Here is a 13,358-nt window from a genome sequence, read left to right as displayed (position 1 = left end):
TTTTCAGTTCCGCCGGCCTGCACGCCGGCTACGGTAAGTGTCGAGCACCACGGCGATGACGATGACCGCCCCGGTGATGATGCGTTTTGTGGGTTCCGATGCGCCGATCTGCGCCAGACCTGCGGCCAGCACCGAAATGATCAGCACGCCAAAGAAAGTACTGATGACCGAACCGCGGCCACCCATCAGGCTGGTGCCGCCGATCACCACGGCGGCAATCACCTGCAGCTCAAGGCCGGACCCGGCATTGGGGTCGGCTGCTTCGAGGCGCGAAATCTGGAACAGCGCAGCCAGGCCGGCGAGCAGCCCCATCAGGGCGAACACCAGCACTTTGTAGGGGCGCGGGTCGATGCCCGCCAGGCGCACGGCCTCTTCGTTGGTGCCGATGCCGATCAGGTAGCGGCCGAACACTGTGCGGGTCAGCACCAGTTGGGCCAGTACGATCACCAGCAGGGCGATGAGGAATGCCGGCGAAATACCGAACGCAATCGGGTTGGAGAACCAGGCGTAGGCATCGCCGATATAGGCGGTGCGCGAGTCGGTGAACTGGTAGGCCAGGCCGCGGGCCATCTCCAGCACGCCGAGCGAAACGATGAACGAGGGGATGCGCCAGGCCACGGTAACGCCGCCGGTGATGCTACCAGCCAGGGCTGCCACGGCCATGCCGAGCAGCGCCGAGGGCAGCACGCCCCAGCCCCAGCCGAGAATAGCCACGCTGACCGTCGAGGCCGCCAGCGCCAGCACCGAGCCGACCGACAGGTCGATGCCGCCGATGATCAGCACGAAGGTCATGCCGACCGCCAGCACCATCAGGTCAGGGATCTGGTTGGCCAGGGTGCTGAAGGTGGCATAGGACCAGAAGTGGCTACTGAGGAACGAGAACAGCACGATCATCGCCAGCAGCGCGCCGGCCAGGCCCAGGTAAGTGCCCAGGCCGAAGTACGTGCCACTGCGGCGCACGGGGGCGGCGTTTTGGTTGTCGAGGGGGGTGGTTTTCATGCATCCATCCTGGGTGCTGCGTCATGCAGCAGTGCGTCACGTGTTTGATAGCCGGCAAAGGCAGCGGCAAGAAGCTGGTCCTGGCTCCAATGGTCGCGCTCGAAGGTGTCGATCAGGCGACCGGCCGAGAGCACGGCAATGCGGTCGCAGATCAGCATCAGTTCGCGCAGGTCGCTGGACACCACCACCAGGGCCTTGCCTTGGCGCGCCAGTTCGGCCAGCAGACCGTAGATGTCGAACTTGGCGCCAACGTCGATGCCTCGGGTTGGCTCATCGAACAACAGCACCTGGCAATCACGCTCCAGCCAACGGCCGATCACCACCTTCTGCTGGTTGCCACCGGACAGTTCGCCCACGGCCTGGTGCGGGCCGGCGCTGCGGATGCGCATGGCCTGGATCTGGCGTTCGGCCAGGGCCATTTCCGCCTCGCTGTCGAGCACACCGGCGCGCGATACCGCGCCAAGGTTGCCCAAGGCGATATTGGCGCTGATCGACTGGGTTAACAGCAGGCCTTCGCCTTTGCGGTCTTCAGTGATCAGGGCGATACCGGCTTTGACGGCGGCTTTGGGTGAGTCGATGGTCACTGCCCGTGGCGGCTGGCCCAGGGCGATGCTGCCACTGTCGGCGCGGTCGGCACCGTAGATCAGGCGCAGCAGCTCGGTGCGGCCGGCGCCGATCAGGCCAGAGATACCGAAGATCTCCCCTGCCCTGACCTCGAACGACACCTCACGCACCTTGTCCCCCCGGCTAAGTCGGTCGACCTTCAGCAACGGCGCGCCAATCTCGCGGCGGCCCAGGTCGATGTGTTCGCCCAGCTCACGGCCGACCATCAGGTTGACCAGCTCGGCGCTGCTGTAGCGCTGGACCGGCTCGTCGCACACCAGCTTGCCGTCACGCAGCACGACGATGCGCTGGGCCACGCGCTGCAGTTCTTCGAGGCGGTGGGAGATATAAACGATGGCCACGCCGCGCTGGCGCAGGCGTTCGATCTGGGTGAACAGCAGCTCCACTTCACGCGCAGTGAGCATGGCGGTGGGTTCGTCGAAGATCAGCACATGGCAATCGCCGATCAGGTTGCGGGCGATTTCGACCATCTGCTGATGGCCGATGCCCAGCTCGCCGACCGGGGTGTCCGGGTCGATGGCGTCCAACCCGACCTGGGCCATGGCAGCGGTGGCCAGTTGGCGCAGGCGCTTGTGGCTGATCCAGCCGAAGCGGCTGGGCAGGTTGTCGAGGAACAGGTTTTCGGCCACGGTCAGGGTCGGCAGCAGGTTGAGTTCCTGCATGACCATGCGCACACCGAGGCGCTCGGCCTCGCTGCGGCTGCCGGGCGCGTAAGCCTGGCCGCGGTAGGTCATGTGCCCGGTGGTGGGCACCTCAAGGCCACTGATGAGCTTGGACAACGTGCTCTTGCCAGCGCCGTTCTCGCCCGTCAGGGCCAGTACCTCACCAGCGCGCAGGCTCAGGCCGACGTCACCGAGCACCGGCTGGGCGTAGGTCTTGCCCAGCCCGCTGGCGGCGAGCACCACTTCATTGGCCGTTGCAGGCATGGCCCTCTCTCCTGGCGGGTATCAGGGCTGGGTGATGAGCGTGACGGGGGTCTGGATGACATTGTCGGCATCCACGCCCGGCTGCTCACCGTTGATCATCTTCAGCGCCGCCTGGATACCGAACACCGCCTGCTGGCTGGCGGCTTGGTCGAGGGTGGCGAGTACGCGGCCGTCCTTGAGCATGGGTTTGATGGCATTGATGTTGTCGTAACCGACCACTTGCACCTGGCCGGCCTTGCCTGCGGCGCGCACGGCCGACACGGCGCCCAGGGCCATGCTGTCGTTACCGGCCAGCAGGGCCTTGAGCTCGGGGTATTCGTTGAGCATGGAGGCGGCGACGGCGTTGCCTTTGTCAATTTCCCAGTTGCCGGACTGCACCGAAACGATCTTCATCTGCGCGGCCTCCATGGCGTCCTTGAAGCCGGCGGTGCGCTGCTGGGCGTTGGTGGTGGTCGGCACGCCTTCGATGATGCCGACTTGGTCACCGGCCTTGAGCTTCTGCTGCGCCAGGTAGTCGCCCACCAGGCGGGCGCCTTTGCGGTTGTCGGGGCCTACGAAGGGTACTCTGATGCCTTTGCTCTTGAGCAGTTCGGGGTCTAGGCGGTTGTCGATGTTGATCACCACCACGCCTTGGTCCATGGCCTTTTTAACGGCTGAAACCAGGGCTTTGGAGTCCGCAGGCGCAATCACCAGGGCTTTGGCCCCTGCGTTGACCATCTGCTCGACGATGCGGATCTGCTCGCCGGTGTCAGTCTCGTTCTTGATGCCGTTGGCGATCAGGTCGAAATCATTGGCATGGCTTTTTTGATAATCCTTGGCGCCGTCTTCCATGGTGAGGAAAAATTCGTTGGCGAGGGACTTCATCACCAAGGCGACTTTGGGCTTTTCTTCGGCGTGTGCAGCACTGAGCGGCAAGGCCAGGGAAAGTGACGAGACGACAGCGAGGGCCAGCAGACGACCGGGGAACGGCAGTTTCATGGACGATGACTCCGAATCTTGTGTTTTTTATCGGATCGCAAACGTTTGCGTTGACTCACTATGGAAACAGGACCTGGTTTTGTCAAATCCGTTTGGCTGTTAAGGGCGAGCCACGCCTGGCGCAGATTATCCGGAATTTTTCCGAAAAACCGAACAGGTTTTCCTATGCTTGTTCGGAAAACCGAATAAAACACATGCCCTGTAGGAGCGGCCTTGCGTCGCGAAAGGGCTGCGCAGCAGCCCAAAGATTTCAGCAAACCCCATAGATTGCTAGGGCCGCGGCGCAGCCCTTTCGCGACGCAAGGCCGCTCCTACACAAGCCGCATCTTTGCTGGTACGGAATATGCGTTGTTTCTTGTGCGATACAGCAATCGCCTCAATAGGAAGAGAGAGAACAATAACTATGAATGCTGCACTTAAATCCTTCGCCCCCAGCGCACTCGCGTTGCTGCTGATCCTGCCGACCGCCGTTTCGGCCAAAGAAGCCGAAACCCAACAGAAGCTGGCCAATGTGGTCATCCTCGCCACCGGCGGCACCATTGCCGGCGCGGGCGCCAGCGCGGCCAACAGCGCTACCTACCAAGCGGCCAAACTGGGCGTCGACAAGCTCATCGCCGGTGTGCCCGAGCTGGCCGACCTGGCCAACGTACGCGGTGAACAGGTGATGCAGATCGCCTCCGAAAGCATCACCAACGAAGACCTCCTGAAACTGGGCAAGCGCGTCGCCGAATTGGCCGACAGCAACGACGTCGACGGCATCGTCATCACCCACGGCACCGACACCCTGGAAGAGACCGCCTTCTTCCTTAACCTGGTGGAAAAAACCGACAAGCCAATCGTGGTGGTCGGCTCGATGCGCCCTGGCACCGCCATGTCGGCAGACGGCATGCTCAACCTGTACAACGCCGTGGCCGTGGCCAGCGACAAGCAGTCGCGTGGCAAGGGCGTGCTGGTGACCATGAACGATGAGATCCAGTCTGGCCGCGATGTCAGCAAGTCGGTCAACATCAAGACCGAAGCGTTCAAGAGCGCCTGGGGCCCGATGGGCATGGTCGTTGAAGGTAAATCCTACTGGTTCCGCCTGCCGGCCAAGCGCCATACGGTCAATTCGGAATTCGACATCAAGCAGATCAGCAGCCTGCCGGCCGTGGACATCGCCTACGGCTATGGCAACGTGACCGACACCGCCTACAAGGCACTGGCGCAGAACGGCGCCAAGGCGATCATCCATGCCGGTACCGGTAATGGCTCGGTGTCGTCGCGGGTAGTACCGGCGCTGCAAGAGCTGCGCAAGAACGGCGTGCAGATCATCCGTTCGTCCCACGTTAACCAGGGCGGTTTCGTGCTGCGTAACGCCGAGCAGCCGGACGACAAAAACGATTGGGTCGTGGCCCATGACCTGAACCCGCAAAAAGCCCGCATCCTGGCCATGGTCGCAATGACCAAGACCCAGGACAGCAAAGAGCTGCAGCGGATTTTCTGGGAATACTGAGTGCTGTAATGCCAAGGCCGGTGCACGGGTTGCACCGGCCCTCCCCCTCAGCCCGGCCTACGGCTCGATGCGCTTAAGTTCGTTCAACAAACCCATCAGTTGCGCCAACTTGTCTTCGCCGAACTGCGCCTGGATCTTGCGGTAGTTGGCCTCCATGCCCTCGCGCATTGACTCGAAACAGGCCTCGCCGCGTTCGGTGAGGCTCACCAACACACGCCGCGCGTCCTGCGCGGCCTTCTGCCGACGCACCAGGCCATCGCGTTCCAAACGGCTCAACACCCCGGTCATGCTCGGTTTGAGGATGCACGCCAGGTGGGCGAGCTGGTAGCTCTCCAATTCACCTTGCTGGCTAAGAATACGAATGACTCGCCACTGTTGCTCGGTCAGGTCGTGTTCGTTCAGCAACGGCCTGAAAAATGCCATTGCGGCTTCCCGGGCCTGCAGCAGGCTCAATGTCAGCGAGGGTTGCGTCTTGGTCATGTGGGCGCCTGTGTTTGGGGTACGACTGGCAAGATTAGGGGCATAGGCAAAAAGGGACAAGGAGCCTGGAAAGTGCAAGCTCTTCCATGGAAAACCCATTCAAGGCCGCCAGCCAAGCTGCGACCATCCGGATCAAACAACAACGACGCGATCCGGGCGGTAAGCCATGGCCCTCTCACAACAACTCCGCTTGCCGCTGGCGGTATTCGCCGGGCGTGAGCTTGGCGTAACGGTTGAAGAATCGGCTGAAATAAGCCGGGTCCTTGAAGCCCAGCTGGTAGCAGATTTCGTTTGCCGTGCTGCCGGAGAACAACAGCAGGCGCTTGGCTTCCTGCATCACGCGTTCAAGCACCAGGCGCTTGGACGGCAAGTCGGCAATGCGCCGGCACACATCGTTCAGCCGCGCCTCGGTCACGCCGATCTGCTGCGCATAGCGCGCCAGGGGCCAGTGCTCAAGGTAATGCGCTTCGATCAGCGCGTTGAAGCGGTGGAAGATTTTCAGGTCTTCGTGCCTGGCCGGGGTGGCCTCGCGCGAGTTGGGGCACAGCCGCAGCAAGCTGATCATGATCAGCCGGGTCAGCGACTGCAACGCCGCATCGCGCCCCGGATGGGGCGTGGCAACTTCGTCGCTGAGCGCTTCCAGCCAGCGTTCGAGCCTGCGCGCCTCGGCCTTGTACGCAGCCGGCACCTTGGCCAGGGCAACGCAGGCAGGCCGCACCTGCACCCCGGCCGGCAAAAGGCTGGCGTCGGCTTCGATCAGTTGCCAGACCAGTTGCTGACGCACCGTCAGCACATGGCCGTCGCTGTCTGGCTCGGTGACGAAGGCATGCGCCACCGTCGGCGGCGTCAGGAAGAACATCGGCCCGGCCTCGATATACTGCTGGTCATCGAGGTACACCCTCACCGTACCGGACTTCACGTAATGCACCTGGAAAAACCGGTCGTGCCGGTGCACGGGCATGTTGCGCCCGAAAAACCCGGCAAGGTTGCCCAGCCGGTCGTAGTGCACCTCGCTGTCGCTGTAGCGCTGGTCGTAGACCTGGCCGATGTTGATGTTCGGAATGGGATGCCGATCACTCATGACTGCTTACCCGCAAAGCGCTTGCCCGTATTGACGATCACCCATGGTGCCCCGGCTGCTTGGCAGATGCCACTGGGTGAAGCCTTGACCTTCGTTAACATATTAACTATAACATTAACACATTAACAATCTCGGCAGGACGACCCTCGCCCTGCACCGCCTGGAGAAAAGCATGAGCCATGCCCTGCATGACGTTGCGACCGGCACCCTGTTCGGCGTTGCGCTGAACTACCAGGGTCTGCTGCAGCAGCACGAAGCGGCGTTTCACGAAGCGCCCTACAAACAACCGCCCGTCAAGCCGGTGCTGTTCGTCAAGACGCCCAACACCCGCAACCACCATGAAGGCAACGTGGTGTTTCCGGCCGGTGTCGAGCGCCTGCAACCGGGCCCTGCCCTGGGCGTGGTGATTGGCAAGGACGCCAGCCGGGTCAGCGCCGAAGACGCGCTGGGCTACGTGGCGGGCTACACCATCGTCAACGAAGTCAGCCTGCCTGAGACCAGCTACTACCGCCCTGCGGTCAAGGCCAAGTGCCGCGATGGCTTCTGCCCGGTCGGCCCCGCCCTGGTACCGGCTGCACAGGTGGCCAACCCCGATGCCCTGGGCCTGCGCCTGCGGGTCAACGGTGAAGTGCGCCAGCAGAACACCACCGCCAACTGCGTGCGCACGGTTGCCCAGCTGATCGCCGAGATCAGCGAATTCATGACCCTGCATGCGGGCGACATCCTGATTACCGGCACCCCCGAGGGGCGCGTCGATGTGCAGCCAGGCGACCGCGTCGATGTCGAGATCGATGGCCTGGGCACGCTCACCAACCACATCGTCGCCGAATGAGGATTGCACCTGTGAAACACGCCCGTATCCAGTTCGACGGCCAGGTCCATAATGTCACCGTCGAAGACGACCACCTGCGCCTGGCCGACGGCCGCCTGGTGCATGAAGACCAGGTGACCTGGCTGCCACCTGCCACCGGCAGCATGTTCGCCCTGGGCCTGAACTACGCCGACCACGCCGCGGAACTCGCCTTCACGCCGCCCACCGAGCCGCTGGCGTTCATCAAGTCGCCGGGCACCTACACCGGCCACAAGCAGATCACCTGGCGCCCGGACAACGTCGCCTACATGCACTACGAGTGCGAGCTGGTGGCGGTGATCGGCAAGCAGGCACGTAACGTCAAGCGCGAAGACGCCCTGCAGTACCTGGCCGGCTACACCGTGTGCAACGACTACGCCATCCGCGACTACCTGGAAAACTACTACCGCCCCAACCTGCGGGTGAAAAACCGCGACGCCACCACCCCGGTCGGCCCGTGGATCGTCGATGCGGCCGACGTGCCGGACCCGTCCAACCTGAAGCTGCGCACCTGGATCAACGGTGAGCTGAAACAGGAAGGCAGCACCTCGGACATGATTTTCGACATTCCTTACCTGATCGAATATTTCTCCAGCTTCATGACCCTGCAACCGGGCGACATGATCGCAACCGGCACCCCAGAAGGCCTGGCCGATGTAGTGCCAGGCGATGAAGTGGTGGTGGAAGTGGAAGGCGTTGGTCGCCTGGTCAACCGCATCGTCAGCGAAGCTGACTTCTTCAAGAACAACAAGGCATGAGCAGCATGATCAAGCACTGGATCAATGGCCGTGAGGTCGAGAGCAAAGACACCTTCGTCAACTACAACCCAGCCACCGGTGACGCGATTTGCGAAGTCGCCAGCGGCGGTGCCGAAGAGGTCGCGCAGGCGGTTGCGGCGGCCAAGGAAGCCTTCCCGAAATGGGCCAACACCCCAGCCAAGGAACGTGCCCGTCTGATGCGCAAGCTGGGCGAACTGATCGACCAGAACGTGCCGAAACTGGCCGAGCTGGAAACCCTCGATACCGGCCTGCCGATCCACCAGACCAAGAACGTGCTGATCCCGCGTGCCTCGCACAACTTCGACTTCTTCGCCGAAGTGTGCACCCGCATGGATGGCCACACCTACCCGGTCGACGACCAGATGCTCAACTACACCCTGTACCAGCCGGTGGGTGTGTGCGGCCTAGTAAGCCCCTGGAACGTGCCGTTCATGACGGCCACCTGGAAGACTGCGCCGTGCCTGGCCCTGGGCAACACCGCCGTCTTGAAAATGAGCGAATTGTCGCCGCTGACTGCCAACGAACTCGGCCGCCTGGCCGTTGAAGCCGGCATCCCCAACGGCGTGCTCAATGTGATCCAAGGCTACGGCGCCACCGCTGGCGATGCACTGGTGCGTCACGCCGATGTGCGTGCAATTTCCTTTACCGGCGGCACCGCCACCGGCAAGAAGATCATGCAGACCGCCGGCCTTAAAAAATACTCGATGGAGCTGGGTGGCAAGTCGCCGGTGGTGATCTTCGAAGACGCCGACCTGGAACGCGCCCTGGATGCAGCGCTGTTCACCATCTTCTCGCTCAATGGCGAGCGCTGCACGGCCGGCAGCCGCATTTTCATCCAGGAAAGCGTTTACCCGCAGTTCGTCGCCGAGTTCGCCGCCCGCGCCAAGCGCCTGATCGTGGGTGACCCGACCGACCCGAAAACGCAAGTAGGCTCGATGATCACCCAGCAGCACTATGACAAGGTCACCGGGTACATCCGCATCGGCATCGAAGAAGGCGCACGCCTGGTTGCCGGCGGCCTTGAGCGCCCGGCCAATCTGCCGGCGCACTTGGCCAAGGGGCAGTTCATCCAGCCCACCGTGTTCGCCGACGTGAACAACAGCATGCGCATCGCCCAGGAAGAAATCTTCGGCCCAGTGGTGTGCCTGATCCCGTTCAAGGACGAGGCCGAAGCACTGCAACTGGCCAACGACACCGAATACGGCCTGGCCTCGTACATCTGGACCCAGGACATCGGCAAGGCGCACCGCCTGGCGCGTGGCATCGAAGCTGGCATGGTCTTCATCAACAGCCAGAACGTGCGCGACCTGCGCCAGCCGTTCGGCGGCGTGAAAGGCTCCGGCACCGGGCGTGAAGGTGGGCAATACAGCTTCGAAGTGTTCGCCGAGATCAAGAACGTGTGCATTTCCATGGGCAGCCACCACATCCCGCGCTGGGGTGTATAAAACCGTCTCGATCAAGCGGGTAACCCTGTGGGGGCCCACGGTGCATGGCACGGGCTGCGCCCGTGTTCGCGGGCAGGCCCGCTCCCACAGGCTTCTACACCCTAACAACATCCTCTTACCGGAGATTTCCATGGGCAAACTCGCTCTCGCTGCCAAGATTACCCATGTACCGTCCATGTACCTGTCCGAGCTGCCTGGCCCGCGTCAGGGCTTTCGGCAAGCCGCCATCGACGGGCACTACGAGATCAGCCGACGCTGCCGTGAGCTCGGGGTCGACACGATTGTCGTGTTCGACACCCACTGGTTGGTCAATGCCAACTACCACGTGCTCTGCGGCCCGCATTTCAAGGGCGTCTACACCAGCAACGAACTGCCACACTTCATCAGCAACATGGAATACGAGTTCCCGGGCAACACTGCACTCGGCCAACTGCTGGCAGCCGAATGCAACCGCTTCAACGTCGAGACCATGGCCCACCACGCCACCACCCTGGGCCCTGAGTACGGCACCCTGGTGCCGATGCGCTACATGAACCAGGACCAGCACTTCAAGGTGGTTTCGGTCTCGGCGCTGTGCACGTCCCACTACCTGGCCGACAGCGCCCGCCTCGGCTGGGCCATGCGCAAGGCCGTGGAAGAGCACTACGACGGCACCGTGGCGTTCCTGGCCAGTGGCTCGCTGTCACACCGCTTTGCGCAGAACGGCCAGGCGCCGGATTTCGCCACCAAGGTGTGGAGCCCGTTCCTGGAAACCCTGGACCACCGCGTGGTGAAGATGTGGGAGAACGCTGAATGGGAAGAATTCTGCGGGATGCTCCCCGAATACGCCGCCAAGGGCCACGGTGAAGGGTTCATGCATGACACCGCGATGCTGCTCGGTGCCCTGGGCTGGTCGAAGTACGACGGCAAGGCCGACGTGGTAACGCCCTACTTCGGCTCGTCGGGCACCGGCCAGATCAACGCGATCTTCCCGGTCACCCCGCAGGATGGTGCTGCCATCCCCGCCGCGCAGGCCGCCAACCCGGCCGCGGTGGTGTCCACCAGCCGCCTGTAGTTCCGCTGCCTGGCCGCTCTGCCGGGCGGCCAGGCGTTTCTGCCAAGAGGATGCCCTTCATGCCACACCTGGTTCTGCTCTACACCCCCGACCTGGAAACAGACGCCGACATCCCGGGCCTTTGCCGTGCCCTGGCCAACACCATGCTCGAACAGCGCGATGCCGCCGGCAAGGCCGTGTTCCCCACCGGCGGCACCCGCGTGTTGGCCTACCCCGCCGCGCACTGCGCAGTGGCGGATGGTAACGGCGACTATGGCTTTTTGTACGCCAACCTGCGGATGGCCAACGGCCGCTCCGCGGAGGTTCACAAAACAGTCGGCGACAGCCTGTTGCACGTGCTCAAGCAGCACCTGGACGCGCTGCTCCAGCAGCGCCCCATCGGCATCACCCTGCAGATCGACGAGAGCAACGCGCAGGTCTACGACGCCAAGCACAGCACCCTGCACCCGCTGTTCAACAAACCGGCCTGAGCCAACGGCCGACACCTTTCACCGTCTCATCACACAACAAGTACAACAAATATGAGCACACTCGAGCACGCCTCGCGCAGCACGGCGCAAGCCACACTCCTCGACAGCACACACCGGACCGTCACCTGGCGGCTGATGCCGTTGCTGTTGGTGTGTTACCTGTTCGCCCACCTGGACCGCATCAACATCGGCTTCGCCAAGATGCAGATGAGCCAGGACCTACATCTGTCCGACACGGTCTACGGGCTGGGCGCCGGGCTGTTTTTCATCGCCTATGCGTTGTTTGGCGTACCCAGCAACCTGATGCTCGACCGCGTCGGCCCGCGCCGCTGGATCGCCAGCCTGATGGTGGTGTGGGGCACCCTGTCGACCTGCATGCTGCTGATCGAGAGCAGCAGCGCGTTCTACCTGCTGCGGTTTGCCCTGGGCGCAGCGGAAGCCGGGTTTTTCCCAGGCATTCTGGTGTACCTCAACCGCTGGTACCCCGCGGGCCGCCGTGCCCAGGTCACGGCATTGTTCGCCATTGCCGTGCCGCTGGCAGGCGTGGTCGGCGGGCCGCTCTCGGGCAGCATTTTGGCGTTCATGCATGACGCTGCGGGCCTGCGTGGCTGGCAGTGGATGTTCCTGATCGAAGGCGCCCCGGTGATCCTGCTCGGCCTGGTGGTGCTGGCGGTCCTGCCCGAGCGTTTCGAACAGGTGGCCTGGCTCGACGCCCAGCAAAAAGCCGCCCTGCGCGCCCAGTTCGGCCAGGAAGAACAGCGCAAGCCGGTCACCTCGTTCGCCGGTATCCTCGCCAGCCCTGCCGTATGGCTGCTGGTGGCGGTGTACTGCGCGGTCATGCTGGCGGTGAACACGCTGGCGTTCTGGATGCCCAGCCTGATCCACACCGCCGGCATCGGCAGCGACGCCAGTGTCGGCCTGCTCAGCGCGGTGCCGTACTTGGCCGGCTGCGTGTTCATGCTGGCCTGCGGACGCTCGTCCGACCGCCACCGCGAGCGCCGTTGGCACCTGTCCATCCCCCTGCTGATGGCCGCGGCGGGTATCGCGATCGCTGCCCTCGCGCCCAACCAGGCACTGCCCGTATTGGCCGGCCTGGTGCTGGCAGGCATGGGGGCAAGCGCAGCCCTGCCGATGTTCTGGCAACTGCCTACGGCGTTTCTCAATGACCGCACACAGGCTGCCGGCATCGCCCTGATCAGCTCGCTGGGCAGCATTGCCTCGTTCGCCACGCCCTATTTCATCGGCTGGGTCCGCGACACCACGCAAAGCGCCAGCCTCGCGCTGTATGTGCTGGCTGCGTTTATCACCCTCGGTGGCCTGCTGGTGCTGCGTACTCGCGCCGCCATCGTCAACCCTTGAACCTTGAGACTTCAACCATGCTCGATAACGCATTCATCCAACAGGCCGCCGAGCGGCTCGACCAGGCCGAGCGCTCGCGCGAACAGGTGCGCCAGTTCTCACTCGACCAGCCTGCCATCACTATCGAAGATGCCTACGCCATCCAGCGTGCCTGGGTGGCCAAGAAGCTCGCCGCCGGGCGCAAGCTGGTCGGCCACAAGATCGGCCTGACCTCCCGCGCCATGCAGGTTTCGTCGAACATTACCGAGCCTGACTACGGCGCGCTGCTGGACGACATGCTGTTCGATGAAGGCAGCGACATTCCGTTTGAGCGTTTCATCGTGCCGCGCGTCGAGGTCGAGCTGGCTTTCATTCTCGGCAAGCCGCTCAAGGGCCCGAATGTGACGGTGTTCGACGTGTTGGACGCCACCGAGTGGGTCATCCCGGCGCTGGAAATCATCGACGCGCGCATTCAACAGGTCGACCCCCAGACCCAGGCCACGCGCAAAGTGTTCGACACCATCTCCGACAACGCCGCCAACGCCGGCGTGGTCATGGGCGGGCGCGCGGTACGGCCCACCGAGATCGACCTGCGCAAGGTGCCGGCCGTGCTTTACCGCAACGGTGTGATCGAAGAGTCCGGGGTAAGCGCCGCGGTGCTCAACCACCCGGCCAAGGGTGTCGCTTGGCTGGCCAACAAGCTGGCCGCGTACGACGTCACCCTGCAGCCGGGCCAGATCATCCTCGGCGGCTCCTTCACTCGCCCAGTAGCCGCACGGCCTGGCGACACCTTCCACGTCGACTATGACCTGCTCGGCTCGATTGCCTGCCGTTTCGTTTGA

General features: G+C 63.3%; 13 protein-coding genes. 8 read left to right on the top strand and 5 right to left on the bottom strand.

What is annotated here, in order from left to right:
• Positions 1 to 3: 3 nt before the first annotated feature.
• The 3 genes from HU764_RS08270 to HU764_RS08260 are packed head-to-tail and all read right to left on the bottom strand — an operon-like array spanning position 4 to position 3,527.
• Complete coding sequence (locus tag HU764_RS08270) at positions 4 to 999, bottom strand: ABC transporter permease (RefSeq protein WP_186679988.1); 996 nt, start codon at positions 997 to 999, stop codon at positions 4 to 6.
• The gene (locus HU764_RS08265; protein WP_186703287.1) at positions 996 to 2,549 is read right to left on the bottom strand and encodes a sugar ABC transporter ATP-binding protein; all 1,554 of its coding nucleotides are present in this window, start codon (positions 2,547 to 2,549) and stop codon (positions 996 to 998) included. The genes HU764_RS08270 and HU764_RS08265 overlap by 4 nt, the downstream gene beginning before the upstream one ends.
• Before the next feature lie 21 nt (positions 2,550 to 2,570).
• Entirely contained in the window at positions 2,571 to 3,527 is a 957-nt protein-coding gene (locus HU764_RS08260; protein WP_186703288.1) for a sugar ABC transporter substrate-binding protein, read from the bottom strand.
• A 403-nt stretch (positions 3,528 to 3,930) separates the two neighbouring features.
• Between HU764_RS08260 and HU764_RS08255 the strand changes: the two genes are divergently transcribed.
• Positions 3,931 to 5,019: an asparaginase gene (locus tag HU764_RS08255; RefSeq protein WP_027596135.1), complete on the top strand. Its 1,089-nt coding sequence runs from the start codon at positions 3,931 to 3,933 to the stop codon at positions 5,017 to 5,019.
• Between the two features lie 57 nt (positions 5,020 to 5,076).
• On the opposite strand, the gene hpaR is transcribed toward HU764_RS08255, so the two are convergent.
• Entirely contained in the window at positions 5,077 to 5,499 is a 423-nt protein-coding gene (gene hpaR / locus HU764_RS08250) for a homoprotocatechuate degradation operon regulator HpaR (protein ID WP_027596134.1), read from the bottom strand.
• Positions 5,500 to 5,674: 175 nt separating this feature from the next.
• The gene (gene hpaA / locus HU764_RS08245; RefSeq protein ID WP_027596133.1) at positions 5,675 to 6,580 is read right to left on the bottom strand and encodes a 4-hydroxyphenylacetate catabolism regulatory protein HpaA; all 906 of its coding nucleotides are present in this window, start codon (positions 6,578 to 6,580) and stop codon (positions 5,675 to 5,677) included.
• A 172-nt stretch (positions 6,581 to 6,752) separates the two neighbouring features.
• On the opposite strand from hpaA, the gene HU764_RS08240 reads away from it, so the two are divergent.
• From HU764_RS08240 to hpaH, 7 genes are all read left to right on the top strand, one after another.
• On the top strand, positions 6,753 to 7,412 hold the full coding sequence (locus HU764_RS08240; protein ID WP_099454640.1) for a fumarylacetoacetate hydrolase family protein: 660 nt from the start codon (positions 6,753 to 6,755) through the stop codon (positions 7,410 to 7,412).
• Positions 7,413 to 7,423: 11 nt separating this feature from the next.
• Positions 7,424 to 8,188, top strand: a complete 765-nt coding sequence (locus HU764_RS08235) for a fumarylacetoacetate hydrolase family protein (protein ID WP_186680003.1) — start codon at positions 7,424 to 7,426, stop codon at positions 8,186 to 8,188.
• Positions 8,189 to 8,193: 5 nt separating this feature from the next.
• Positions 8,194 to 9,654 (top strand): 5-carboxymethyl-2-hydroxymuconate semialdehyde dehydrogenase, encoded by a 1,461-nt coding sequence (gene hpaE, locus HU764_RS08230; protein ID WP_186703311.1) that lies wholly within the window; start codon positions 8,194 to 8,196, stop codon positions 9,652 to 9,654.
• 130 nt (positions 9,655 to 9,784) lie between these two features.
• Positions 9,785 to 10,708, top strand: a complete 924-nt coding sequence (gene hpaD / locus HU764_RS08225) for a 3,4-dihydroxyphenylacetate 2,3-dioxygenase (RefSeq protein ID WP_027596129.1) — start codon at positions 9,785 to 9,787, stop codon at positions 10,706 to 10,708.
• A gap of 59 nt (positions 10,709 to 10,767) precedes the next feature.
• Positions 10,768 to 11,178 carry a 5-carboxymethyl-2-hydroxymuconate isomerase gene (locus tag HU764_RS08220; protein ID WP_186680005.1) on the top strand — a complete coding sequence of 137 codons (411 nt, stop codon included), beginning with the start codon at positions 10,768 to 10,770 and terminating at the stop codon, positions 11,176 to 11,178.
• A 51-nt stretch (positions 11,179 to 11,229) separates the two neighbouring features.
• Positions 11,230 to 12,537, top strand: a complete 1,308-nt coding sequence (locus HU764_RS08215; RefSeq protein WP_186680006.1) for an MFS transporter — start codon at positions 11,230 to 11,232, stop codon at positions 12,535 to 12,537.
• Between the two features lie 17 nt (positions 12,538 to 12,554).
• Positions 12,555 to 13,358 (top strand): 2-oxo-hept-4-ene-1,7-dioate hydratase, encoded by an 804-nt coding sequence (gene hpaH / locus HU764_RS08210; RefSeq protein WP_027596126.1) that lies wholly within the window; start codon positions 12,555 to 12,557, stop codon positions 13,356 to 13,358.

Origin of the sequence: Pseudomonas kermanshahensis (genome assembly GCF_014269205.2) — a bacterium.
GTDB classification, from domain to species: domain Bacteria; phylum Pseudomonadota; class Gammaproteobacteria; order Pseudomonadales; family Pseudomonadaceae; genus Aquipseudomonas; species Aquipseudomonas kermanshahensis.
Note: the sequence above shows the minus strand (reverse complement) of the source record. Positions and strands in the feature narration are given on the sequence as shown.

Coding starts and splice junctions, on each gene's coding strand:
- HU764_RS08270 (WP_186679988.1), bottom strand. CDS start 999: ATGAAAACCACCCCCCTCGACAACCAAAACGCCGCCCCCGTGCGCCGC.
- HU764_RS08265 (WP_186703287.1), bottom strand. CDS start 2,549: ATGCCTGCAACGGCCAATGAAGTGGTGCTCGCCGCCAGCGGGCTGGGC.
- HU764_RS08260 (WP_186703288.1), bottom strand. CDS start 3,527: ATGAAACTGCCGTTCCCCGGTCGTCTGCTGGCCCTCGCTGTCGTCTCG.
- HU764_RS08255 (WP_027596135.1), top strand. CDS start 3,931: ATGAATGCTGCACTTAAATCCTTCGCCCCCAGCGCACTCGCGTTGCTG.
- hpaR (WP_027596134.1), bottom strand. CDS start 5,499: ATGACCAAGACGCAACCCTCGCTGACATTGAGCCTGCTGCAGGCCCGG.
- hpaA (WP_027596133.1), bottom strand. CDS start 6,580: ATGAGTGATCGGCATCCCATTCCGAACATCAACATCGGCCAGGTCTAC.
- HU764_RS08240 (WP_099454640.1), top strand. CDS start 6,753: ATGAGCCATGCCCTGCATGACGTTGCGACCGGCACCCTGTTCGGCGTT.
- hpaE (WP_186703311.1), top strand. CDS start 8,194: ATGATCAAGCACTGGATCAATGGCCGTGAGGTCGAGAGCAAAGACACC.
- hpaD (WP_027596129.1), top strand. CDS start 9,785: ATGGGCAAACTCGCTCTCGCTGCCAAGATTACCCATGTACCGTCCATG.
- HU764_RS08220 (WP_186680005.1), top strand. CDS start 10,768: ATGCCACACCTGGTTCTGCTCTACACCCCCGACCTGGAAACAGACGCC.
- HU764_RS08215 (WP_186680006.1), top strand. CDS start 11,230: ATGAGCACACTCGAGCACGCCTCGCGCAGCACGGCGCAAGCCACACTC.
- hpaH (WP_027596126.1), top strand. CDS start 12,555: ATGCTCGATAACGCATTCATCCAACAGGCCGCCGAGCGGCTCGACCAG.